This window comes from Planotetraspora sp. GP83 (assembly GCF_041262585.1).
Classification (GTDB): Bacteria; Actinomycetota; Actinomycetes; order Streptosporangiales; family Streptosporangiaceae; genus JAOEGB01.
Window position 1 is genome coordinate 144132 of record NZ_JBGCBZ010000018.1, and the last position, 22870, is coordinate 167001.

General features: G+C 70.8%; 21 protein-coding genes and 1 pseudogene. 12 read left to right on the forward strand and 10 right to left on the reverse strand.

What is annotated here, in order from left to right:
* Positions 1–8: 8 nt before the first annotated feature.
* The 8 genes from ABH927_RS24260 (at position 9) to ABH927_RS24295 (ending at position 6957) form a co-directional block, all read left to right on the forward strand.
* Positions 9–296, forward strand: a complete 288-nt coding sequence (locus ABH927_RS24260) for a hypothetical protein (protein ID WP_370024798.1) — start codon at positions 9–11, stop codon at positions 294–296.
* A gap of 133 nt (positions 297–429) precedes the next feature.
* Positions 430–1134, forward strand: coding sequence for a response regulator transcription factor (locus tag ABH927_RS24265; RefSeq protein ID WP_370024802.1), 705 nt, complete (start codon positions 430–432; stop codon positions 1132–1134).
* Positions 1131–2648, forward strand: coding sequence for a sensor histidine kinase (locus tag ABH927_RS24270; protein ID WP_370024817.1), 1518 nt, complete (start codon positions 1131–1133; stop codon positions 2646–2648). Before ABH927_RS24265 ends, ABH927_RS24270 begins: the two co-directional genes overlap by 4 nt.
* A 41-nt stretch (positions 2649–2689) precedes the next feature.
* On the forward strand, positions 2690–3253 hold the full coding sequence (locus ABH927_RS24275; RefSeq protein ID WP_370024822.1) for a hypothetical protein: 564 nt from the start codon (positions 2690–2692) through the stop codon (positions 3251–3253).
* The gene (locus tag ABH927_RS24280) at positions 3250–4290 is read left to right on the forward strand and encodes a peptidoglycan-binding protein (RefSeq protein ID WP_370024826.1); all 1041 of its coding nucleotides are present in this window, start codon (positions 3250–3252) and stop codon (positions 4288–4290) included. The genes ABH927_RS24275 and ABH927_RS24280 overlap by 4 nt, the downstream gene beginning before the upstream one ends.
* Complete coding sequence (locus ABH927_RS24285) at positions 4287–5006, forward strand: ABC transporter ATP-binding protein (RefSeq protein ID WP_370024832.1); 720 nt, start codon at positions 4287–4289, stop codon at positions 5004–5006. The genes ABH927_RS24280 and ABH927_RS24285 overlap by 4 nt, the downstream gene beginning before the upstream one ends.
* The gene (locus ABH927_RS24290) at positions 5000–6223 is read left to right on the forward strand and encodes an ABC transporter permease (RefSeq protein WP_370024838.1); all 1224 of its coding nucleotides are present in this window, start codon (positions 5000–5002) and stop codon (positions 6221–6223) included. The genes ABH927_RS24285 and ABH927_RS24290 overlap by 7 nt, the downstream gene beginning before the upstream one ends.
* Before the next feature lie 320 nt (positions 6224–6543).
* Positions 6544–6957, forward strand: a complete 414-nt coding sequence (locus ABH927_RS24295; protein WP_370024843.1) for a CoA-binding protein — start codon at positions 6544–6546, stop codon at positions 6955–6957.
* A 12-nt stretch (positions 6958–6969) separates the two neighbouring features.
* Here the strand turns inward: ABH927_RS24295 and ABH927_RS24300 are convergent, their stop codons facing one another.
* The 9 genes and pseudogenes from ABH927_RS24300 to ABH927_RS24340 all read right to left on the reverse strand — a co-directional run bounded on the left by ABH927_RS24300 (position 6970) and on the right by ABH927_RS24340 (position 18856).
* Positions 6970–8151, reverse strand: a complete 1182-nt coding sequence (locus tag ABH927_RS24300; protein WP_370024848.1) for a globin domain-containing protein — start codon at positions 8149–8151, stop codon at positions 6970–6972.
* Between the two features lie 69 nt (positions 8152–8220).
* A complete protein-coding gene (locus ABH927_RS24305) occupies positions 8221–8649 on the reverse strand; it encodes an Rrf2 family transcriptional regulator (RefSeq protein WP_370024854.1) in 429 nt (142 codons plus the stop codon).
* 36 nt (positions 8650–8685) lie between these two features.
* A complete protein-coding gene (locus tag ABH927_RS24310) occupies positions 8686–11445 on the reverse strand; it encodes an AAA family ATPase (protein WP_370024858.1) in 2760 nt (919 codons plus the stop codon).
* A 47-nt stretch (positions 11446–11492) separates the two neighbouring features.
* A complete protein-coding gene (locus ABH927_RS24315) occupies positions 11493–12431 on the reverse strand; it encodes an NADP-dependent oxidoreductase (RefSeq protein ID WP_370024862.1) in 939 nt (312 codons plus the stop codon).
* 32 nt (positions 12432–12463) lie between these two features.
* Positions 12464–13264, reverse strand: coding sequence for an alpha/beta hydrolase (locus ABH927_RS24320; RefSeq protein ID WP_370024866.1), 801 nt, complete (start codon positions 13262–13264; stop codon positions 12464–12466).
* A gap of 325 nt (positions 13265–13589) precedes the next feature.
* Positions 13590–13892 (reverse strand): annotated as a pseudogene (locus ABH927_RS24325) (hypothetical protein); the annotation flags it as partial.
* A gap of 63 nt (positions 13893–13955) precedes the next feature.
* Positions 13956–14735 carry an SDR family NAD(P)-dependent oxidoreductase gene (locus tag ABH927_RS24330; protein ID WP_370024869.1) on the reverse strand — a complete coding sequence of 260 codons (780 nt, stop codon included), beginning with the start codon at positions 14733–14735 and terminating at the stop codon, positions 13956–13958.
* A gap of 87 nt (positions 14736–14822) precedes the next feature.
* Positions 14823–15677 carry an alpha/beta fold hydrolase gene (locus ABH927_RS24335; protein WP_370024880.1) on the reverse strand — a complete coding sequence of 285 codons (855 nt, stop codon included), beginning with the start codon at positions 15675–15677 and terminating at the stop codon, positions 14823–14825.
* A gap of 263 nt (positions 15678–15940) precedes the next feature.
* Complete coding sequence (locus ABH927_RS24340; RefSeq protein ID WP_370024898.1) at positions 15941–18856, reverse strand: CBM35 domain-containing protein; 2916 nt, start codon at positions 18854–18856, stop codon at positions 15941–15943.
* Between the two features lie 728 nt (positions 18857–19584).
* Between ABH927_RS24340 and ABH927_RS24345 the strand changes: the two genes are divergently transcribed.
* Both ABH927_RS24345 and ABH927_RS24350 read left to right on the forward strand, forming a co-directional pair.
* The gene (locus ABH927_RS24345; RefSeq protein WP_370024900.1) at positions 19585–20142 is read left to right on the forward strand and encodes a MarR family winged helix-turn-helix transcriptional regulator; all 558 of its coding nucleotides are present in this window, start codon (positions 19585–19587) and stop codon (positions 20140–20142) included.
* Complete coding sequence (locus tag ABH927_RS24350; protein WP_370024902.1) at positions 20139–20519, forward strand: hypothetical protein; 381 nt, start codon at positions 20139–20141, stop codon at positions 20517–20519. The genes ABH927_RS24345 and ABH927_RS24350 overlap by 4 nt, the downstream gene beginning before the upstream one ends.
* Before the next feature lie 18 nt (positions 20520–20537).
* Here ABH927_RS24350 and ABH927_RS24355 read toward each other — a convergent pair whose 3' ends face one another.
* The gene (locus tag ABH927_RS24355) at positions 20538–20885 is read right to left on the reverse strand and encodes an STAS domain-containing protein (RefSeq protein ID WP_370024903.1); all 348 of its coding nucleotides are present in this window, start codon (positions 20883–20885) and stop codon (positions 20538–20540) included.
* Between the two features lie 249 nt (positions 20886–21134).
* On the opposite strand from ABH927_RS24355, the gene ABH927_RS24360 reads away from it, so the two are divergent.
* A complete protein-coding gene (locus tag ABH927_RS24360; RefSeq protein ID WP_370024905.1) occupies positions 21135–22160 on the forward strand; it encodes a right-handed parallel beta-helix repeat-containing protein in 1026 nt (341 codons plus the stop codon).
* 95 nt (positions 22161–22255) lie between these two features.
* Complete coding sequence (locus ABH927_RS24365; protein ID WP_370024907.1) at positions 22256–22861, forward strand: hypothetical protein; 606 nt, start codon at positions 22256–22258, stop codon at positions 22859–22861.
* Positions 22862–22870: the final 9 nt, after the last annotated feature.

Consider the following 22870-nt stretch of genomic DNA (forward strand, 5'->3'; position numbering starts at 1 on the left):
TCAGCGGTGTGAGGATTCTCTCCCTGTTCGGCATCGCCGTCACCGTGGCAGCCGTATGCGCGGCAGCCGTACTGGTCACGCGATCCGCTGACGGGTCGCGCTCTCTGCCGGCGTCGTGCCCGGAACGCTGGGGCGGTGCGGACACCGGCGGCTGGGTGCCCGAAGCCGCGGAGGTCGACGGGGCCGAGGAGTCGCTCGTGCCCGGCGAGCCGGGCGTGGACAACGACCTGCTCCAGGCGGACCTCGACGACCGTGTCCGGGATCAGACGGTCCGTTTCGCCCCGCCAGCCCAATAGCCCCGCGGGCCCCCCGGTAGCCGGCTGCCGCGACACCGCTCGCCCTCCTCACCGCCCTCCGGGAACCGCCGCGCGCTGAGCGGACGCCGAGGCTTTGAGCGGGCATTGAGGAACGTCCGGTAGACCAGGAGTCATGGAACGGCCCCCCAGTCCCATGGCCAAGGTGCTCGTCGTCGACGACGAGCCGAACATCCGCGCCCTGCTCTCGCAGACGTTGCGCCTGGTGTCCTTCGACGTGAGAACGGCCGAGAGCGGGTCGCGGGCGCTGACCGTGGCCAGGGAGTTCGAGCCCGACATCGTGGTCCTCGACGTGATGCTGCCCGATCTCGACGGGTTCGAGGTGGCGCGGCGGCTCGGCGAGGTGCCGGTGCTGTTCCTGACCGCGCGGGACACGGTCGAGGACCGGGTCCAGGGGCTCAGCATCGGCGCGGACGACTACGTCGCCAAGCCGTTCAGCCTGGAGGAGGTCGTGTTGCGGATCAGGGCCATCCTGCGCCGCAGCCGGGTGGCGGAGCCGCACAACGGCAACCTGCTCACCTATGCCGACCTGCGGCTGGACCCGGACGCGCACGAGGTGCGGCGGGCCGGGGAACTGGTGGACCTGTCGCCGACGGAGTTCAACCTGCTGGCCTACCTGCTCGCCAACGCCGGGCGGGTGGTGAGCAAGGCGCAGATCCTGGACAGCGTGTGGCGGTACGACTTCGACGGCGACTCCAGCATCGTCGAGTCCTACGTCTACTACCTGCGCAAGAAGATCGACAAGTGGGATCCGCCGCTGATCCATACCGTGCGCGGGGTCGGCTACACGTTGCGGCTGCCGCGCGGGGGCGACGCGTGAGGGGGCCGGACCAGTGGACGGTCCGCACGCGGCTGGTGGTCGCCGCGGTGGCGCTGACCGGCGTCGCGCTGGTGCTGGCCAACGCGGCCGGCCTGGGTCTGCTGCGGGACTACCTCTTGGACCGGCTGGACGAGCAGCTCCGCGCGACCACCCAGATGGCCTCGATGACCCAGCCCCTGCCGTTCCCCCTGCCGGAGGGGAGAGGAGTCACGGTCCTGCCGTTCGAGAAGAAGGTCGTCGCGCGGATCGTCGGAGACAGGCAGATCTTCCTGTTCACATCTCAGGGGAAGCTGGCCGGCGAGTTTCCGTCGGCACCGGGCAACCGGCCGGATCTCGGGCCGTACGATCAGATGCGGAAGGGCGAGCCGTACACGGTGCCGGGCACGGACGGGCCGTCGTGGCGGGTCATGGCGGTCGACCTGCCCGACGGCGGAGCCGTCGTGATGACGGCGTCGCTCGCCGAGGTCGAGGCCATCCAGAGATGGCTGCTCGCCATCGACGGCGGGGTCATGGCCGGCGTGCTCCTCCTGCTGGGCCTGGCCGCCGCCGCTCTGGTACGGCTCGGCCTGCGCCCGCTGACCAGGATCGAGGAGACGGCCGGGCACATCGCCGCCGGCGACTTCAGCCGCCGCGTGCCGGAGGCCGACCCGCACACCGAGCCCGGCCGCCTGGGCATCGCGATGAACGTGATGCTCGACCGGGTGGAGCGGGAGATCGCCGCGCGGGCCGAGTCGGAGGCGCGGATGCGCCGCTTCCTCGCGGACGCCTCGCACGAGCTGCGCACCCCGCTGACCTCGGTCCGCGGCTTCGCCGAGCTCTATCGCAGGGGAGGGACCCCGCCGGGGCCTCCGATGGACGAGACCATGCGGAGGATCGAGGAGGAGGCCACCCGGATGGGGGTGCTGGTCAACGACCTGCTGGCGCTGGCCGACCTCGACGAGGAACGGCCCCTGGAGGCCCGCCCGGCCGACCTCCTGGAGATCGCCGCCGACACGATCCGCGACGCCCGCGCCCGCGTCCCCGACCGGCAGGTACGGCTGGCCGGGCTCGGCTCCTCACTGAGCCCGGTCGTGGTGCTCGGCGACGAGTCGCGGCTGCGGCAGGTCGCCGCCAACCTCGTCGCGAACGCCCTCGCGCACACCCCGCCGGACGCGAAGATCACGGTCCGGGTGGGCACAGGCACGGCCGACACCTTCCCGACGGCCGCCGTCGGCGCGGGCCGGCCGGAGCCGTTGGGCGTGTTCGAGGTGCGCGACACCGGGCCGGGGATCCCGGCCGAGCACGCGCCGCGCGTCTTCGAGCGCCTCTACCGGGTCAGCGAGAGCCGCTCCCGGGCCGATGGCGGTGCGGGGCTCGGGCTCGCCATCGTGGCCGCGATCGTCAAGGCCCATGGTGGCCGGGTCGAGCTGCGCACGGCCTCCGGCTCCGGGGCCGCCTTCCGGGTCCTGCTGCCCTTGCGGACGTCCCCGCACGAGATCACCCCGAGACCGGACTCCGAGGGTGCTCCGAGGTAGCTCCGGGCTCGTTCCGATCAGCGTTCACCAGCATCGGTCCCATGAGAAGGACACTTGTGGCGGTGGCGCTCCTCGCGCTCGCCGCCGGATGCGGACAGCAGGACGACACGGCGGGGGTCGCCTCGGTCAAGGGCGCCGGGACTACAGGGACCACCGGGACCACCGGGACCACCGCCCAGGCGAGCGCCGGTCCGACCGCCTCGGTGGATCCCGAGGAGCAGGGCAGGAAGTTCGCCCAGTGCATGCGGGACCACGGCGTCGACATGCCCGACCCGGATTCCGACGGCGGTGGCGGGGTCAAGATCCGCGTCGACGCGAAGGGCGACCCTTCCAAGGTCGACAAGGCGATGCAGGCCTGCCGCAGCCTGTCCCCGTTCGGCCAGAAGGGGCGCGAGATGACTCCCGAGCAGCAGGAGAAGGCACGCGCGTTCGCGCAGTGCATGCGGGACAACGGCGTCGACATGCCCGACCCGGACTTCAGCGGCGGCGGCATCGGCATCAGGATCGGCGGCCCCAACAGCAAGATCAAGCCGGACGACCCCAAGTTGAAGAAGGCCATGGAGGTATGCAGGGACAAGATGGGCCCGATCGGAGTCCCCAAGTGAGGGCGGTGAAGCTCGTCGGGGTGACCGGTGGCGCCGCGCTGCTCGCCGCCGCCGTGGCCGCCGCGGCGATCGGCGTGGGAGGAGACACCGGAGCGGCCGTCGCCCAGCGGACGCCCCCGGCGACCGCCAAGGTCGTCCGGACGACGCTGACCGAGACCAAGACCGTCGACGGCACCCTCGGCTTCGGCGACACCGCCACCGTAACTGGGCGGGGGCAGGGGACGATCACCTGGCTTCCGTCGCCCGGCTCGGCGATCACCCGTGGCCACGCCGTCTACAGCGCCGACGCCCATCGCGTGCCCCTCCTCTATGGGGGTACGCCCCTCTACCGCGTCCTCCAGAACGGCGTCGAGGGACGGGACGTCAAGCTGCTGGAGGAGAACCTGGCCAAGCTCGGGTACGACGGCTTCACCGTGGACGACGAGTTCACCTCGGCCACCCGGGAAGCCGTCGAGCAGTGGCAGGACGACCTGGGGCTGGAGGTCACCGGCCGGGTCGAGCCCGCCGACGTCGTCGTGCACGACGGCCGTCTGCGGGTGGCGGAGCTCAAGACCGCGCTCGGCGCCCAGGCGAACGGCCCCGTGCTCACCTACACGGGCGCCACTCGCGAGGTGACGGTCGCCCTCGACGTCGCCGACCGGCATCTGGTGCGAAAGGGCCTGAAAGCCACCGTCGAGCTGCCGGACGGCGCCACAGTGCGCGGCACCGTAACGAGCATCGGCAAGGTGGCGACCCAGAGCAGCACGCAGGATGAGACCACGACCACGATCGAGGTCGTCATCTCGGTCCGCGACGACAAGAGGCTCAGGACGTACGACACCGCGCCGGTGGAGGTCACGATCGTCTCCGCGCGGCGTGAGAACGTGCTCGCCGTGCCGGTCGGCGCCCTGGTGGCGCTCGCCGAAGGCGGGTACGGCGTGCAGGTCGTCGAGGGCCCCGCCACCCGCTACGTGCCGGTGAAGACCGGGATGTTCGCCGACGGCGAGGTCGAGGTGACCGGAGCCGACGAAGGCGCGACCGTGGTGGTCCCCAAATGAGCGAGGAGGGAGGGGGCATCGTGGAGCTGCGGGACGTGAGCAAGGTCTACGGCGGTGACGTGGCCGCCCTGCGCGGAGCGAGCATGACCGTCCGGTACGGCGAGCTCGTCGGCATCGTCGGGCCGTCCGGCTCCGGCAAGTCCACGATGCTGAACATGATCGGCACGCTGGACCGCCCCACCAGCGGAACCGTGCGGATCGCGGGCCGCGACGTGGCGCGGCTCTCCGACAAGGAGCTGTCGGCCCTGCGCGCCACCACGATCGGCTTCGTCTTCCAGCAGTTCCATCTGGCGTCCGGGGTGCCGGTCCTGGACAACGTGGCGGACGGGCTGCTCTATTCGGGCGTCTCCATCCGCGAGCGGCGCAGGCGGGCGAAGGAGGCGCTGCGCCGGGTGGGGCTCGGCCATCGGCTCACCCATCGCCCGCACGAGCTCTCCGGCGGCGAGCGGCAGCGCGTGGCGATCGCCCGCGCGGTGGTGGGCGAGCCCGACCTGCTCCTCGCCGACGAGCCCACCGGCAACCTCGACTCGGCGTCGGGCACCGGGGTGATGACGCTGCTCCGCGAGCTCCATGAGGGCGGCACCACCGTCGTGGTCATCACGCACGACCGGGACATCGCGGCCGGCCTGCCCCGGCAGATCGGGATGCTCGACGGCCGCGTGGTCGACGACTCCCAAAGGGATCGGGCACAGAGGGAGCGGGTGCCGGCATGCTGACCACTCCGGAACCGCCGCGCGCCGTACGGCTCGCACCGGCCAGGCTCAGCCCGGGCGACGTGGTCCGGGTCGGCGGGGCGGGCCTGCGGGCCCGGCCGCTGCGGGTGTTCCTGTCCGCGCTCGGCATCGCCATTGGCATCGCCGCGATGCTCGGCGTGGTCGGCATCTCCGCCTCCAGCCAGGAGGACCTCAACCGGCAGCTGTCCGCCCTCGGCACCAACCTGCTCAAGGTCTCGCCGGGCCAGACGCTCTTCGGCGAGGGCTCCCACCTCCCGGCCGAGGCGGAGGGCATGATCGGCCAGATCGCGCCGGTCACGTCGGTGACCGCCATCGGGAGCACCAGCGCCAAGGTCTACCGCAACGACCACATCCCCGAAGGCCAGACCGGCAGCATCTCGGTCCAGGCGGCCCGGCTCGACCTGCTGAAGGGCGTCGGCGCCACCGTCGCCGGCGGCGCCTGGCTGAACGAGGCCACCCACCGTTACCCGGCCGTGGTCCTCGGGTCCAGGGCCGCCGACCGGCTCGGCGTCGCCGGGGCCGGACCCGACCAGCGGGTGTGGCTCGGCGGGCAGTGGTTCACCGTCGTCGGCGTGCTCGCCCCCGTGCCGCTCGCCCCGGAGCTGGACACCTCCGCCCTCGTCGGCTGGCCGGTCGCGGAGAAACGGCTGGGCTTCGACGGATATCCCACGACCGTCTACACGAGGGCTGAGGAGCGGCACGTGGTCGCGGTGCGAGACGTGCTGGCGGCCACCGCCAACCCGGAGAACCCGAACGAGGTCGAGGTCTCCCGCCCCTCGGACGCGCTCGCCGCCAAGCAGGCCACCGACGCGACGCTGAACGCGCTGCTGCTGGGGCTCGGCGGCGTCGCCCTGCTGGTCGGCGGGGTCGGCGTGGCCAACACGATGGTGATCTCGGTGCTGGAACGCCGCGCCGAGATCGGCCTGCGCCGGTCGCTGGGCGCCACCCGGGGGCAGATCCGGCTGCAGTTCCTCGCCGAGTCGCTGCTGCTGTCGGCGATCGGCGGGATCGGGGGAGTGGTCCTCGGCATCGGCGTGACAGCGGCCTACGCCACTTCGCAGGGCTGGCCGTCCATCGTCCCGGTCTGGGCGATGGCGGGCGGTGTGCTGGCGACGCTGGTGATCGGGGGAGTGGCCGGGTTCTATCCCGCGGTCCGCGCGGCCCGGATGCCGCCCACCGAGGCGCTCGCCACACCGTGACGGCCGGCCCTAACCGTCGCCGTGATCACGCAGGGTTTCCCGGGAAGCTGGGGGACGTGGGTTCGCCGGATCGTGATCATGCATGGATTCCGCCGTACGCGGTCTGATCAGCGCCGACACCGTTTGTGATCACGCGGTGTCCGTCCGCCGGGCGCACCCTCGTCATGCATGATCACGCTGCACAAAGCGCCAGGCAGGACGGTGCCTGCGGGAACACGTGCATGAAGACGCCGCGCAAAGCGCCAGGCAGGACAGTGCGTGCGGGAACATCTGCATGATCACGCGGATGACGCGAGAGCCCCGCGGTGTTGCAACGAGGCATGGGAGATCGCTTCGCGGATCGCAATGTCATCAAGCGGCTGCTCGAGGAGTCGCGCACCTGGGCGTTCGTCGGCCTGGCCGACAACCCGACCCGGACCGTCTACGACCAGGCCCGGTTGCTTCAGGGGCGCGGCAAGAGGATCGTGCCGGTGCACCCGTCGGCTGAGACCGTCCTCGGAGAGCAGGGTTACGCGACCCTCGCGGAGGTGCCGGGCCCGGTGGACGTGGTCGGCGTCTACCGGAGGCCGGAGTTCGCCGGGGCGGTCGTCGACGAGGCCATCGCCGCCGGGGTGGGAGCCGTATGGCTGCCTCTGGACGTCGTCGACGAGGCCGCCGCCCAGCGAGCGCTGGACGCCGGCCTCGACGTCGTCATGGACCGCTGCCCCGGCGTCGAGTGGGCCCTGCGCCGCTGAGCGGATCGGGTCTCAGTCCTGGCCGAGCCAGAGGTCGGGACCGAACACCTCGTAGTGGATGTCCGAGGCGGGCACCCCGCGCCGGAGCAGCTGGGAGCGGACACTCCGCATGAACGGCACCGGCCCGCAGAGGTAGGCGACCAACCGCTCCGGCAGTTCGATCCGGGCGAGGTCCACCTGGCCGACGTTGGGCGCCGGGTCGCAGGCGCACCCGTGGACTTCCTCGTACCACCGGTGCAGGGTGCCGCCGGGGAGGCCGTCGACGAGGTGCTTGAGCTCCTCTCGGTGAGGGTGGTCGGCCGGGGCGCGGTCGGCGTGGATGACGGTGACCCGTCGCGTGGACTCGGTGGTCGCCAGGTGGTCGACCATCGACAGGATGGGCGTGGCGCCGATCCCGGCCGAGGCGAGGAGCAGTCGAGTGTCCCCCGGGGGCAGCGTCAGGTCGCCGAAGGGCGCCGAGATCGTCAGCACGTCGCCGGGACGGACGTTCGCGTGCAGCCAGTTCGACACCTCCCCGTCCGGGGCGGCGGCGCCGCGCACCCGTTTGACGGTGATCCGCCAGTCACCCCGCTCGGGGGCGCGGGACAGGCTGTACTGCCGGATCTGCCGGGCGCCGTCGGGCAGGGTGACCGCGACGCTGATGTACTGGCCGGGCTTGAAGGGCAGGGGGATCTGGGGCCGGAGGGTGAAGGAGACCGCGTCCGGCGTCTCGGCCCGCCGCTCGGCGACGGTCGCCTGGAGCCATCCCTCGTGCGATTCGCGGTAGAGGTCCGCCTCCAGGGCGATCAGCGCGTTCGCCATCAGCCAGTAGACCTCGTCCCAGGCCGCCCCCACTTCAGGGGTGACGGCGTCGCCGAGGACGTCGGCGATGGCGGCGAAGAGGTACTTGTGGACCAGCTCGTACTGGTCGGGCGTGATGCTCAGCGAGACGTGCTTGTTGGCGATTCGGGCCAGCATCGTGTCCGGCCGGTCGTCCGGGCGCTCCACCAGGATCGTGGCGAAGGCGGCGATCGAGCCCGCCAGCGCGCTGCGCTGCTCGCCGTTGGCCTGGTTGCCCCGGTTGAACAGGTTGCGCAGCAGTTCCGGGTTGTCGGCGAACATCGAGCCGTAGAAGCGCGCGGTTATGTCCTCGATGGCGGCGCCGACCACGGGCAGGGTCGCGCGGACGATCGCGCTCGATTCCTGGGAGAGCATGATTCCTCCAAATTGATATGTGATCTTCATATTTATCCCTGTGAACGATGACTCGCCATGTGCCTCCGATCAGCTGAGGCCGAGCAGCACCGGTCCGGTCGGCGAGGTGACCAGGTCGTTCACTGTGAGCCGGTCGAGGGAGGCGTAGAAGGCCTGCTGGGCCTGGCGCAGCGCGCCGCGCAGGCGGCAGGCGGCCCGCAGCGGGCAGGGGGTCTCGCCCTCGCAGGCGACGACCTCCTCTTCGCCTTCCAGTTCGCGGACCAGCCAGCCGAGTGACGCCGAGCGGCCGAAACCGGTCAGCGCCAGGCCGCCGCCGCGCCCCCGGTGGGCCTCCACCACCCCGAGGTGCTGGAGCCGGGCGATCGCCTTGGCCGTGTGCGTGTACGAGATGGCCATCGCCTCGGCCACCTGCCGGGTGGTGAGGGTCGTCCCCTGCTTCGCGACCGCCAGGCGCATAGTGACGCGCAGGGACAGGTCGGTGAACTTCGTGAGTCGCACACCATGACGCTAACAAATTGGAGGCTTAGATTCCAATTAATCGGGTGTGTCTCTCGCCACTCCCCGCAGTTGCGTCCGCGACGTGATGCCCAGCTTCGGGAAGATGCGGTAGAGATGCGACCCGACGGTGCGGTGCGACAGGAACAGCCGCTGCCCGATCTCCCGGTTGGAGAGACCCTCCGCGGCCAGCTGCGCGATCTGAAGCTCCTGTGGCGAGAGCAGCAGATCCCACCCGGCGGAGTCGCGGGTCCGGCTCGTCTCACCGGCGGCGCGCAGCTCCCGGCGGGCCCGCTCGCTCCACGGGACGGCCCCGAGGCTGTCGAACGCCGCTATCGCCGCCCGCAGCGGAGCCCGTGACTCGGCCACGCGCCGCTGCCGCCGGAGCCACCCGCCGTACGCCAGGTGCAGGCGGGCCTGGTGGTACGGCCAGCGGCTCACGTCCGCTTCGAGCGCGGTGGTGAAGAGCGCCTCGGTGCCGGAGCCGTCGGCCAGAAGCGGGCGGGCGAACCGCATGCCCAGGCCTATCCCGGACGACGTCGTCAGCGCGGCCAGCGGCTCGAGCTCGGCCAGCACCGCCCGAGCCCTGTCGCGGCGTTCGCCGCGGAACGCGGCCTCCGCGAGGTATCCGATGGCCCAGAACCGCTGGACGTGGTGATAGGCGGGGTCGCCGGGGTCGAAGAGGCGCAGCAGTTGCTGGAAGGCGGCGGCGTACTGTTCCCTGCCCAGGGCGATGACGCCCAGCGCCAGCTGCACGTTGCTCAGCAGGGCGGTGTTGCCGGTGGCCGATGCCCACCGCTCGGCCTCGTCGGCGAGCTCTTCGGCGGTCTCGTGCTCGCCCCGCACCCCCGCCACGAGCGCTTCCCACGCCATCGCGGAAGCGGCCCACACCGGCTGGGCCGTCTCCTCCGCGAGCCGGCGGCCCTCCTGCGCCGCCTGCCTGGCGACGCTCAGGTTCCCGAGGTGCCACGCGCTGCTCGCCCGCAGGACGAGCGCCCGGGCCAGCGGGCCGAGGCGACCCTGCTCGCGGAGGTGGTCGATCGGGCCGGCGAGAAACATCAGGCAGCGCTCGAAATCGCCGGTCGCGAACGCCGCCATGCTGAGCACCACCGCGTCGGCCGGATCGGTGGTCTCGCCCGGATCCCACCGGGAAAGGCGGTCGGCGACGGCCGGGCTCCGCCCGGCCGGATCCGGGACGGTCTGGATCGCGAGCAGCCGCGGATCGCTCTCGGCGGCGCCCATCCGGGCGCCGGCCGCGACCACCTCCACGCGGACGGCGGGCTCGAAGTCACCCCACCAGCAGCGTCGCGCCGCTCTGACCAGCAACTGCAGGGCGAGGTCGGTGTCGCCGCCGGCCCTGGCGTCGTCGGCGAGGGCGACCAGCTCCCGCAGACCGGCCGCGTCGCCGGGCGTGCCGTCGTCGAACGCGCCACGGAGCCAGACCGCACGGGTGCGGTCCCGCGGGCTCAGCGGCAACGCCTCGGCTTCCCGCCGCAAGCGGTCTGACAGAGCCTGCCGCCCGAGTTCGTAGCCCATCTCGGCGGTGTCCAGCAGGCGGCTTCCGCGACGTCGCGGGTCGGGGGTGAGCTCGGCCGCCCGCTGCTGGGCGGTGACGGCCACGGTTACGGCGCCACGCCGGCGGGCCCGGCGGGCCGCCTGCTCCAGCTCCAGCGCCACCTCCTCATCGGGCAGCACGGTCGCCGAGGCGCGGTGCCAGGCGCGGCGGTCCGGCTGGTCGGCCAGGAGCGTCGCCAGTGCCGCATGCGCCTGCTGGACCCGATGCCCGGGCGCGGTGTGATAGATCGCGGAGCGCACGAGCGGATGCCGGAACCGGAGGTTCGTGACACCGCCGATGTCGACGAGGCCCGCGTCGATCGCGGGTTCGACCGCCTCCGCGGGCGCCGTCGTCTGGCAGAGGACGGAGGCCACGCCCAGGATCTCGGGCAGGTCCTCGGTGTCGTTGACCGCGGCGGCGAGCAGCACCATCCGGGTGGTGTCCGGCAGGCCGGCCACCCGCGACGCGAAGGCCCGCTCCAGCCGCGCGGTCAGCGGGAGCACCTCGGGGAGTAGGACCGGCCCCCCGGCCTGCCCTGCCAGCACGCCGGGCAGCTCCACCAGCGCGAGCGGGTTGCCGGCCGCATCCTTGATCACCCGCTCCCGGGCCGCCGTGGGCAGGCCCGGCGCGCGAGCGTCCAGCAGCGCGCCCGCCGCCTCGTCGTCGATCCCACCGAGAACCAGCTCGTCCAGGTCCGAGTTGACCAGGGGGCTGTCGAACCCGTCCCTGAGAGCGGCCAGCATGATGACCGGCTCTGCCGCCAGCCGCCGGGCGACGAAGGCCAGCGCGTCGCACGTGGGCTGGTCCAGCCACTGGACGTCCTCGACGATCAGCAGCAGCGGTGCGCGCGCCGCCGACTCGGCGAGGAGTTCGAGGGCGGCCAGGGCGATCAGGAACAGGTCCGGCGCGGCCGAGTCGGCCATCCCGAAGGCGGCGAGCAGGGCCCGGCGCTGTGGTCCGGGAAGCCGGTCGGCGCCTTTCAGGACGGGCTGGAGAAGCTGGTGCAGCCCGGCGAAGGGGAGGTGCGCCTCCGCCTGGACACCGGTCGTGCTCAGGATCTCGAAACCCCGCTCGGGCGCCCCTTCGCGCACCGCCGCCAGCAGGGAGGACTTGCCGATGCCGGCGTCGCCCCGGAGCACCAGCGCGCCGCCTCGCCCGTGGACTCCATCCAGTGAACGGTCCAGTAACCGGTCGAGGAGGCGCGTTTCCCGCTCCCGCCCGTAGAGGGTAAGCCCCGCGCTCACCCGGAAATGTTCTCAGACCATGGTGAAGGTGGCTAAACCGGGCATGCTCAGCGGACGACGAGGATGGTCTTGCCGGGCGGGTGCGGCTGCTTGCCGCTCAGGAAGGCGGTCCGCCCCTCGGCGAGGGGGAACGTCTGGCTGACGACCGGCCGTAGCAGGCCGCCGTCCACCATCGTGGCGATGTGGGCCAGCTCGGGGCGGTCGGGCCGTACGACGAAGAACATCGCGTTGACGTCGTGCTTGCCGGCCAGTTCCGATGACGGCGGGGCCCCGAGCGTGACCAGGCGGCCGCCCGGGCGGAGCACGCCGTACGAGCGCTCCAGGGTCGCGCCGCCGACGGTGTCGAGGACGACGTCGAGCCCGGAGGTGGTCTCGTCGAACGCCTCGGTGGTGATGTCGATGAAGCGTTCGGCCCCGAGGTCCTTCACCATGCCGGTGTGCACGGGAAGATCGGTGGCGACGACCTGGGCCCCGAGGCTCGCGGCCACCTGCACGGCGTACACGCCCACCCCGCCGGCCCCGCCGTGCACGAGCACCTTCTCACCGGACGTGAGGCGGGCGTGGTCGACGAGCGCCTGCCAGGCGGTGAGCGCGGCGAGCGGCAGCGCGGCCGCCTCCACGTGCGACACCGTGCGGGGCTTGTGCGCCAGGGCGTCGGCCGGAACGGTCACGTACTCGGCGGCCGCGCCGTCGCGGGTGAACTCGATGAGCCCGTAGACCTCGTCGCCGACGGCGAAGTCGGTGACCCCCTGGCCCTGCGCGGCCACGACGCCGGAGACCTCGTGGGAGGGGATCACCGGCGTCCGGTCCGCGCCCTGCTCATCGGTCCACGACTTGTCCCACAGGAGCTCGGTGAAGGTGATCGCCGCCGCGTGGACGGCCACGAGCACCTCCCCGGGCCCCGGGACGGGGACGGGGGCGGTCTCGTAGACCAGCTGCTCCGGGCCGCCCCGGGTATGCGCTCGCAGCGCCATCATCGTGTCCATCGAAAACCTCCTCGCTTGATCGGTGATTGCTGTCAAAGTCCCTGCTTCCGCAGCCAGTCGAGGCAGGTGTCGGCGACCGTCCGCCATCCGCTGTCGATCGTGAGCGAGTGGCCGCGGTCTTCGAACTCGACGAGATCGGTCACCGCCTCGGAGTGGCGGTACTGCTTCAGCGTCGACTTGGTGATGGCCTCCGGAACCGTGTGGTCCTGGCCGCCCATGATCAGCAGCAGCGGCCCGCGCTCGCTGTTGCCGGTGTCGACCTTCGCCGGCGAGTGGAGGGAGAAGTTCGCCACCGCGGCCTCGAACAGCGGCCTGCCCGGCGCCGGGATCGTCCAACGCTCGTAGAGGGCGTCGGACTCCTCGGGGCTCACCGCGTTGCCGAAGCTGTAGCGGAACTGCTCGGCGGTGAGGGACACCGCCCGGTGCTTGTTCGCCGGGTTGCTGAACACCGGCAGGGTCGACCGCAGCGACGACAGGGGCAGCGGCAGCACGCCCTTGATCTGCGCCGCGTCGATGGCGATCGCGGCGGCCCCGTAGTTCATGCCGAGCAGCTTCTCGGCGATCATGCCGCCGAAGGAGTGGCCGATCAGGATCGGCTGGCGCGGCAGCCTGTCGATGATCGCCGCGTAGTGGCCGGCCACGTCGTCGATGCCCTTGTCGGCGATGTCGTCCGGGGTGGCGCGGGCGGCTTCGACGGAATCGGCGACGCCCGGCCAGCCCGGCGCGACCGGCTGGTAGCCCGCGGCCTCGAACAGGTCGACCCACGGCGCCCAGGAGCTGGCGTGCAGCCACAGGCCGTGGATGAAGACGATGGGAATCGGTGCGCTGGTCATGGTGGTGGCCCGTTTCGCTGGGGAACATTCTCGATGAGCCAAGCGTGCCGGGACAGTCATGGCGTCCGCTTCAGTCAACCGACTGATCCAGGCACCGTCATCGGCGGCACGGGCCGGTGTGGCGCTCCCCCTCCGCCGTTGGGCCCTTCGCCGTACCCTGAGCTCTGAACGGGCCTCCTAATTGCCGCTGGTGAGGTGGGCTGAATGTCGTCCGTTTCCGAGACACCGCGCGGCGGGGAACTCGGTGTGCGCAAGATCTTTCTTAAGTCCATGGAGGGCCGAGGACCGCAGGTTGGCGTCGTCGAAGTTGGCCAGCGCTCACAAGTCAGCGACTTGCCACGGCTGTGCGCTCTCGGGTGACGCGCCCCGCACGATGGCATGGGCGACGCTTCGGACGGCATCCTTGCTGATGAGCTGGGGTGGTGTGGTCACCAGGGTGAACAGCGCACCACCGTAGAGGGTGATCAGGGGTGGGGATTCTCTCGACGGGGATGGGGAGACCGAGCCGGGCGTGGTGATCGGCGGTGAGTCGCGTCGACATGTCCTGCAAGCCCGCGAGGGCTGAGGCCAGCGCCGGCCGTCGCACTGCCTCAAGCTGGAGTTCGAAGATCGCGAGATAGCGGGTGCGGAGAGCGGTCGCCGCACTGAGCCGTACCGTGTGGGGTCGCCCGCCGCGGTGAGTAAGGGACCGTCACCACGTCGGGATGAGACCCCCGTCGACGGTGAAATCGGCGCCCGTGACGTTGGACGACCGGTCGCTCGCGAGCAGCAGGACGATGTCCGCGATCTCGTCCGGCTGTGAGAAGCGGCCGGTCACGGAGCTGTGCGCCGCCTGGTCGACGACCTCCTCGGGCTTCATCCCCGTCGCCCGGGCCACCGTGTCCGCGACCCCGCCCGCGCCCAGCCACAGGGCGGTCGCGACCGGGCCCGGGCTTACGGTGTTGACCCTGATGCCCCTGGGGCCGACCTCCTTGGACAGCGCCTTGGAGAAGTTGACCAGGGCCGCCTTGGCGGCGCTGTAGTCGATCACCGCGGGGTCGGGCAGCGTCGCGTTGACCGACCCGATGTTCACGATCGACCCCCGGCTCGCGGCGAGCATCACCGGCAGGACGCTCCGCGTGGTCCGTACGGCCGGCATCAGGTTGAGGTCGATCGTCGCCTGCCACTGCTCGTCGGTGACCTCGAGGAACCCGCCGGTGCGGGCGGGCGCGCTGCCCACGTTGTTGACGAGGATGTCGATCCGGTCACCCGCCTGCCGTACGAGCCGGTCGGGACCGGACTCCTCGGTGAGGTCGACCCGGACGAGCCGCACCTGGCCCGCCTTCACCAGCTCGTCCAGCTCGGGGGAGCCGCCGCGAGCCCCGGCGACCACCTGGACGCCTTCGGCGGCCAGCGCCCGCACGACCGCGAGGCCGATCCCTCTGCTCGCTCCGGTGACGACCGCCACCCTGCCGCTCAGTCCGAGATCCATCGTTGGTTCTTCCTTTCGAGGTGTGCCCGGAGGCCGGACCGCCGTGCGCGGCCCGGCCCCCCGGTGCGGATCAGAGGTCTCCGCCGGTCAGCTGACGTGGCTGACGGCGTCGAGCACGATCCCGACCACGGCGCCGGGGTGCGACACCATCACGGCGTGCGAGGAGTCCACGGTCCGGATGTGGGCGTGCGCGCGCTCCGCCATGAACCGCTGACCGGCCGGCGGGATGGCGTGGTCGGCGAGCGTGATGAGGTCCCAGCTCGGCAGCGTCTTCCACGCGGGCTCGCCGGACGGGTCGTTGTTGGCGCTGAACGCCAGCGGCCGCTGGGTCGCGGCCATCAGGGCCGCCGTGCCCGCCGCCACGTCACCGGCGAAGACCGACCGGAAGCTCTCGGGCTTGATGTAGACGTCGACGTTCACGCCGTTCGGCGCGGCGGGGTTCGGGAACGGCCGGCCGATCGTCGTGTCGGGTCCGATCAGGGAGCCGGGGTACTTCTGCGGGTCCAGCACATTGCCGACGGTCTCGTCCTTGTCGGGGACGAAGGCGCCGACGTAGACGAGTGCCTTCACGTTGGCCACGCCGCGAGCCGCGTTGGTGATGACCGCGCCGCCGTAGGAGTGCCCGACCAGCACGATCGGGCCGCTGAGGGTCTGCAGGATGGAGCGGACGTAATCGGCGTCGCCGGTCAGGCCGCGCAGCGGGTTCGGCGCGGCGATCACGGGATAGCCGAGGCTCCGCAGTTTGGCGATCTCCGCGTTCCAGCCGCTCGAGTCGGCGAAGGCGCCGTGCACGAACACGATCGTCGGTTTCGCGGTCCTGGCCTTGGTCTTGACCGTGGCCGCGTTCGCCGTGGAGGCGGCGCCCGCCATCGCGAACGCCAGCATGGCGGCCGCGGCGATCAGGACAAGGCGCTTCCACCGCGTCGCGATGGATCCAAGCATTCCGGTTGACATGGTTACCTCTCGTCCGGCCGTCTCAGGCCGAGGTGGGGGAGACGCGCCGCTCCGGGCGGCGCCGACGAGAGATCACGGTAGGTCTTCGCCTGAATCGGAGGCATCTGTCATCCGACTGAGAGTCGTGCGGTTGCGTCGGATGACCTAAGAAGCCGGGCCGCCGGCCGACGCGGCGGCCGTTCTCGCCGGAGAGGCCAGGACGACGATCACGCCGTCCCGGCCTCTCTGTTCATCACCGGCTCCGGCCCCCGTCAGCCCGTGGCTTGTCCGATCGACAACCGGTCGAGGTCGGGCGCCCCCTCCGCGTCGTTGTAGATCTTCACGGTGTTGGCGCCGGCGGTGAGCGTCACCGGGATGGACGCCGTCTGCGGGGTGGCGTTGCCCTGGCCGTTCACCTTCACCTCGACCGGGGCTCCGCCGTTGACGCTGACGAAATACGACCTGGGGCCGTTGACGGTGTAGTCGATGTACAGCGTGTACTGCCCGGCCGTGTCCACGGCGACGTTCTCGAACAGCACGTAGGCCTCCGGGCTGCCGCCGATGTTGCGGACCTTCTGGCCACCCGAGCACTTGCCGCAGCTCGTGACGCCCGCGCTGCCGATCTTGTTGCGCGAGTCCTCGGCCTCCCGCATGAACACCCGGTCGGCCGGGCGCAGCCGTACGCCGACCTGCTTGGTGACCTGGGCCGGCCGGCCGAGCGTCTGGAACGACGCGGTGATCGGGATGTCCGTCGAGCCGACGTTCTGCCCCGGCGGCGAGGTCAGTGTCCACGAGCCCGACAGCGTCTGCCCGAGCCGCATGGAGGCCGCCGTCACGGCGGGGCCGTCGACCGACCAGCCTTGCGGCACCACCGGGGCCAGCTTGACCTGGTCGATCGCGTCGTCGGCGTCCAGCCGCAGCGTCGCCGACACCTTGATCGACTGCTGACCGGCGCTGACCCACTGGAGGCCCGCCGGGTCGACGGTCAACGTCGTCTTCGGCACGTACGGCGCCGGCGGGAGCGGCGCGACCGCGATGCGGTCGATCCCCGGTCCCCGGGCCGCCCTGCTGAACAGCGTGACCGTGTTGGCCCCCGCGCGCAGCGGTACGGGGATCGCCGTGGAGGCGGGGACGTCCGGGTTGCCCCCGGCGACCGCCACGTCGACCGGCGCGGCGCCGTTGACGCTCACCGACAGCGTCGTGTCGGCGGCGGCGGTGTAGTCGACCTGGAGCCGGTAGTCACCGGCCTGCGCGACCGTCACATCGCGGTAGGTGAGCGCGTTGCGCGTCCCGCCGCCGAACCCCGTGACCTGGAGCGAGCCGGAGCAGGCCGCGCACCGGCCGGGGTGGACCCGGCCGTCGCGGGCGTTCCGCCACGACTCCGCCTCCAGCGGCGCCGACGCCCCGAGCGACAGCGGGTAGTCGTACGCCACCTTGATCTCGTCGATCTGGAGCTGCTTGTAGAAGACCGGCGCCTGCGCGCCGCCCCAGGTGTTCAGGACCTCCAGCTTGATGTAGCGCGCGTGCTGCTCGCCGATGTCGATGAACTGGACACCCCGGGCGCTCCTCATCGCGCCGGTCCGGACGGGCTCGCCCCACCGCTTGCCGTCGTTGCTGACGTAGACCCGGTAGTCCTTGATCCGGGCGGAGTCCTCCGGCCGGCCGAACGTCTCGCGGGCGTACGTCGGCGACCACTCCCGCTGGTTGACCGCGAGGTACGTCGCCGCCCGCGGCCTGCCGAGGTCGAGCGTCACGGACACCGGCAGCGTCGCGTCGCTGTCCCAGTAGTTCTGGAAGCTCCCGTCGACCAGGTTGCCCGCCGGGTGTCCCTCACGGGAGGCCGACGCGGTCGCCTTGAGACCGGAGTGGAAGTAGCGCTGCCCGGCCGTCTCGACCTTGAACACCGTGTCGTAGGTGTCCCACTTGCTGATATCGAGGATGGTCAGGTAACCGCCGGACTGGCTGAACCGCATGCGCTCGCCCGTCCGCAGATCGGACACCCGGGTCACCTGGTAGCCGTTGTCACGCAGGCGGACCACGTTGGTGGCCGGCGGGGTCACCACGTGGACGTACTGCACCTTGGCGCCGGGCTCGACGGTGACGACCCCGTGGGCGCCGTCGTTCCAGAAGCCCGGCTGCATGCCGCCGTACATGTAGCCGCCGCCCTCGGTGCCCTGGAGCGACGACTTGATCGGCGGCACCCACCCGGCCATGAACGCGTTGAACTGCTCCTGGCTCGGCGGGAACCTGCCGTTCACCATCGGCGTCTCGGCCATCAGGGACTTCATCGACGAGCCCGCGTTGGTGATGTAGCGCCCGGTGCTGAGGCGGAAGTCGACGGGGGAGTCGCCGCCGCTGTACCACCAGTCGCCGACGGTGGGCAGCTTGTAGTCGGCCTCGGTGAGCCGGGGCAGCGGCGTGAACGCGGCCTGCGGGTAGTCATAGGCCGGCGTCATGCCGGTCTTCTGCTCGTTGCTGACCGTGTCCATGATCGGGGTGTCCTCGTTGTTGTTGCTCAGCAACCAGGACGGCCGCTTCTCGCGGATCTGCTCGTAGAGGTGGTTCTGCTCCCAGTACTCGTTGTCGTTGTCGATCCAGAACCCCGACAGGTCGGGGTAGTTCTCCATCACCTCGAAGAACAGGTCATAGCTGAACATGCCGAAGCCGGGGCGGGTGGTCAGATCGACCTGCTTGCCCTTGTACGCCGAGTAGGCGGCCGAGTCGAGGGTTTCGACGCCCTGCTCGTTGTGCCACTGGGGGTCGTCGGTCATGTACAGGATGATGTGGACGCCCTTGGCCTTGCCTGCCTGGACCAGCTCGCCCAGGAGGTCGCGCTTCGTGGAGCAGCTCCCCGGGATCTTCGACGGCCACGGCCGCGCGTAGCCCAGCCTGCTGTGGAAGGTGGCCAGCACGATGTACGACGCGCCGAGCTTGGTGGCCTCGTCGACCCAGTAGTCCGGGGTCCATCCGCCCTCGGTGACGTCATGCTCCCACTGCGCGCAGTCGAGGTGTTTCGGCGCGGTGAACATGCCCCAGTGCAGGAACAGGCCCGCCGTGGAGTTGCGCAGCCACTGCTGCCGGGGATGCTCGACCTCCGCGCCGGCGGGAACGGCGCCGGCGAGGATCGCCGTCGCGGCGAGGGCGGCGCACAGTGCGCGCCATCCGCGTGGGCGGGGGTCCGATGGCAATGCTCGACGCCGGGCACGGCGCCGCAATCCGAATCGCATGGGCAACGTCTCTCAATAGGCTGACCGGGGGGATGAATTTCAGCAAGCCTGCCTGTACAGAGATCCGATGATTACAACAGTGGAGACTCCGGTCAAGACCTCCGGTCGATCAGCCCGGCGCGTCATCGAGTACAAGTGAGCGTGGCCCCACGCCAGCGGCGGGTGCCTGACTTCATCGGTTATTCGCGCGGCTTTGCGGTCCAATGACCGGCATCACGTCGTCTCGGTCGAGGATGTGCGCCTTCCCTCACGCTCGTCCCTGCCGCGCGGGCGGTACCTTGGCCGGTCGCGTACGGCGTTCGCCCCGAGATGATAGGTCGGACCAACTGGCCTGCGGGCGGCGCGTCCCGGCACGTCCGGAACGTCCGGGCGGACAAGGCCCGCTCCCGGGCGTCCGGCGGCAGCGGCCTCGGGCTATCCATCGTCCGCGCGGTGGTGGCCGCCCACGGCGGCACCCGTGAACCTCGAAAGGGACCTGGAAAGCCGCCCCGGCCGGACGGTGTTCCGCGTGCTGCTGGGTCAGGCCTGACGGCGTGGGCCGCTATGTCCGGCTGGGGGACGCTTGCGGGGCGTCGGCGACAGGGGCGTCCCAGTCGATGGCGAGCGACGCCCATCAATATCAACTATTGGCGCATGACTCATCGAGCGTTGGCGAGTTTTGGAAGTACGTACTAATCTAGATTTTTACTATGAACGATGTACATATCTTTGAGTCTGATTCGGGCGGGTTCCTCTACGATCCCCGTGTCAGGGCGGCGATGACCCAGTTCGCTGACGGCGAGGACGACCTGCTCCCTGTTGAGGCGGCCGCCGCCGTCCGCACCGCCTACCACGCCATCGAGCGCATGCGCGCGCATGGCTCTGAGGGCAGGGGGGTCAGCGCCGGCGCCCTCGACCTGCTGATCCGGCTCAGCGGCAGCGACCAGGGGATCAGCATCGGCGAGCTCGCCCGCGCCGCCGGCGTCAGTTCCCGTAATGTCACCGGCCTGGTGGACACGCTGGAGCGCGACGGGCTGGTCCGCCGGGTCCCCGCCCCGGGGGATCGACGGTCAGTCCTGGCCGAGATCACACCCGCCGGTCGGGCGTGGATCGAGGCGTTCCGCCGGCCGTCGCAGCTCGCAATGCGGGCGATGTTCCGGGGGTTCACGCCGGAAGAACTGGTCCTCTTCCGCGACATGTGCCTGCGGCTGGCCACCAATCAGCATCGCCTCGCCGACCACCTTCGCCAGATCGGAGCCCAGCCATGACCCTGACGACTCGTGAACAAACTCGCCGCGCCGTACGCGGGTATCACCAGGCCCGCTTCCGCGGCGACATCGCGGCAGCCGCCGCGCACCTGGGAGAGCCGTTTCGATTCCAGAGCCCATTCATCAGCTCCGACGACCGGACGGGGCATCTGGCGACGTTGCCGGGGTTCGTGTCGATCGTGACCGGGGTCGAGCTGATCAGCGAGCTGTACGGTGAAGCGGAAGCGACGCTCGTCTATGACGTGCATACCGCGACACCGGCCGGCGTCCAGCGCACAGCCGAGCACTTCCGCCTGGACGCCGGCAAGATCGTCTCGATCATGCTGGTGTTCGACGCCTCGCCTTGGCAGCCAATGAAAGCTCTGATCGAGCCGTGAGGTGACGGAACCGGGGATTCAGCCGTGGGCCGCCTGGGAGACGGCGTCCTCGCAGGTCTGGTAGATGGCGATCTGGCCGGTGAGCCCGAGGACGTCGAACACCTTCCGCACGATGGGCGTCAGGCCGCAGACGGAGACATGGTCGCCCCGCCCCAGATGGTGGTAGGCCTCGAAGATGACCTGCATCCCGCTGCTGTCGATGAAGCGGAGCTGGGACAGGTCGAACACCAGCCGTGGGATCTCCTGGGCGAGGAGCGCCTCGACCTGTGTCCGGAACTGGTCGATGGTGGCGATGTCGAGCTCTCCGGCCACCGCGATGATCGCGAAGGGGTGCCGCAGTGCTATGGAAACCCGGAAGTCGTCCACTCTGTCTCACCTCCGTCGGGTGACAGAACTGGGTGTGTACAGCAGCCTATGCCTGACCTGGGGCGATCCCTCTGCCGGAGGTGCCGCCACGGCGCGTGGGGCCGTGGCCGCGCGGGATCCCTTGACACTTTCGTTAAGGATTCTTACATTTACGGCTGTTCAGCATCCTGACTGTCGTTCACACATGTGAATAGTGAGGGGTTTGTCATGCGCCGTTTCCGCCGGTTGGGCGGCTTAGCCGTAAGCGTCATGACCGCGGTCGTCCTGGTCGCCGCCGCGGTCCCGGCCGCCGCCCAGGCCAAGCCGTACCGCCTTGTGCCGGTCGGCACCTCGGCCGAGCTCGCGGAGGCGGTGCGGACGGCGCAGCCCGGCGACGTCATCCAGCTTGCCGACGGCGAGTACCGGGGGGAGACGGTCGCCACGGTGTCCGGCACCGCCGCCGCCCCCATCACCCTGCGCGGCTCCGCGAAGGCGGTGCTGGTCAACGACTGGTTCGAGCAGACGCCGCTGCCCTGTCCCGCCCCCGGGGCGCACTCGGCCTACGGCCTCTGGCTGTACGGCGCGAGCCACTGGCGGGTCCAGGGGCTCACGATCGCCCACTCCAAGAAGGGCATCGTGATCGACCGGTCGACCGACGTGATCATCAGTGGGGTCACGGTCTACGACATTCAGGAGGAGGGCGTCCACTTCCGGGCGTCCACCACCGACAGTGCGATCATCGGCTCGCGGATCTACGACACCGGCGTCGAGAAGCCCGGCATCGGCGAGGGCGTCTACATCGGCTCGGCGTTCGGCAACTGGCGCTGCTACGGCGAGGCGGGCGCGGGCACGCCCGACCGGAGCGACCGCGTGCGGGTGATCGGCAACCGGTTCGGCCCGGGGATCGCGGCCGAGCACATCGACATCAAGGAAGGGACGGTCTCCGGCTCGGTCATCGGCAACGTCTTCGACGGGCGCGGCCTGAGCGGCGAGAACTCGGCGGACAGCTGGCTCGACATCAAGGGCAGCTTCTACGAGATCACCGGCAACCGCGGGAGCTACAGCGCCACGCCGGGATCGGTCTTCGCCAACGGATACGAGACCCACGAGCAGTACGGCCAGGGCTATGGCTGCGGCAACGTCTTCACGGGCAACTACTCCGACCTCGGCGGAGTCGGCAGCTACGCCTTCTACATCACCAACCAGCCGCAGTGCGCGGACCACCCGAACGTGGTCCGGCAGGGCAACTTCGTCGTCGGCGCCACGGCCGGAGTGACCAATATCGAGGTCGGCTGACCGTTTGACCGGACATTGGCCGCCAGGTGCGTGATCACACGGGCATGGGATGCTTACCGTCTTCCTCGTACGGTCCATGACCTTGGGGGAGCATCATGCCAATCTGTACTGCCGTTTTCGCCGCCGCGCTCCTGGCCGGACCGGCGGCCAGGCCCGCCGACCCGGCCCCGACGGTGCCGAAGAGCGTCGCCGCCAAGATCGAGAAGGCCAGAAAGGCACTCGACGATTACGAGAAGGGCCAGACCCGGCCGGCGGGGCACCAGCTCGTCACTCTGCCCGTGCAGGTGAACGACGGCTCCAAGCCGGATCAGCCCGCCGGGTCGTCCTCGGTTCCTGAGGGAGCCCCGGAGACGGCGCCGGAGATGACGCCCGAGATGGGCGCACACGAGATGGCGCTTCGGCCGGAAGGCGGGAGCGCCCAGCTCAAGGAGACGGCGGCGAAGCCGCCCGCGGTGGCGCCGATCAAGATCCAGACCCGGAGCCCGAAGAAGTTCAAGATGCCCGTCGTCGATCCCGAGTCGCCGAATGTCGTCTTCGTGCCGATGTCCAGCGACGGCGTGTCCGCCACCCCCGTCAACCCGCTGTCCCTGCCTCAGCTCAAGGGGCAGCAGGTGGCCCAGTCGTTCAATGTGTACGGCCCGCGGACACGGAATGCCGCTCCACGACACCACCGTCAGCCGGCGGCGCATCGCCGGGTGTGACCGGGAAGG

Excerpts from the sequence above, each read along its gene's own strand:
- ABH927_RS24300 (WP_370024848.1), bottom strand. The coding sequence starts at position 8,151 with ATGCTCTCCCAGGAATCGAGCGCGATCGTCCGCGCGACCCTGCCCGTG.
- ABH927_RS24330 (WP_370024869.1), bottom strand. The coding sequence starts at position 14,735 with ATGGATCTCGGACTGAGCGGCAGGGTGGCGGTCGTCACCGGAGCGAGC.
- ABH927_RS24290 (WP_370024838.1), top strand. The coding sequence starts at position 5,000 with ATGCTGACCACTCCGGAACCGCCGCGCGCCGTACGGCTCGCACCGGCC.
- ABH927_RS24345 (WP_370024900.1), top strand. The coding sequence starts at position 19,585 with ATGAACGATGTACATATCTTTGAGTCTGATTCGGGCGGGTTCCTCTAC.
- ABH927_RS24295 (WP_370024843.1), top strand. The coding sequence starts at position 6,544 with ATGGGAGATCGCTTCGCGGATCGCAATGTCATCAAGCGGCTGCTCGAG.
- ABH927_RS24320 (WP_370024866.1), bottom strand. The coding sequence starts at position 13,264 with ATGACCAGCGCACCGATTCCCATCGTCTTCATCCACGGCCTGTGGCTG.
- ABH927_RS24335 (WP_370024880.1), bottom strand. The coding sequence starts at position 15,677 with ATGCTTGGATCCATCGCGACGCGGTGGAAGCGCCTTGTCCTGATCGCC.
- ABH927_RS24275 (WP_370024822.1), top strand. The coding sequence starts at position 2,690 with ATGAGAAGGACACTTGTGGCGGTGGCGCTCCTCGCGCTCGCCGCCGGA.
- ABH927_RS24265 (WP_370024802.1), top strand. The coding sequence starts at position 430 with ATGGAACGGCCCCCCAGTCCCATGGCCAAGGTGCTCGTCGTCGACGAC.
- ABH927_RS24365 (WP_370024907.1), top strand. The coding sequence starts at position 22,256 with ATGCCAATCTGTACTGCCGTTTTCGCCGCCGCGCTCCTGGCCGGACCG.
- ABH927_RS24315 (WP_370024862.1), bottom strand. The coding sequence starts at position 12,431 with ATGGACACGATGATGGCGCTGCGAGCGCATACCCGGGGCGGCCCGGAG.
- ABH927_RS24360 (WP_370024905.1), top strand. The coding sequence starts at position 21,135 with ATGACCGCGGTCGTCCTGGTCGCCGCCGCGGTCCCGGCCGCCGCCCAG.
- ABH927_RS24285 (WP_370024832.1), top strand. The coding sequence starts at position 4,287 with ATGAGCGAGGAGGGAGGGGGCATCGTGGAGCTGCGGGACGTGAGCAAG.
- ABH927_RS24350 (WP_370024902.1), top strand. The coding sequence starts at position 20,139 with ATGACCCTGACGACTCGTGAACAAACTCGCCGCGCCGTACGCGGGTAT.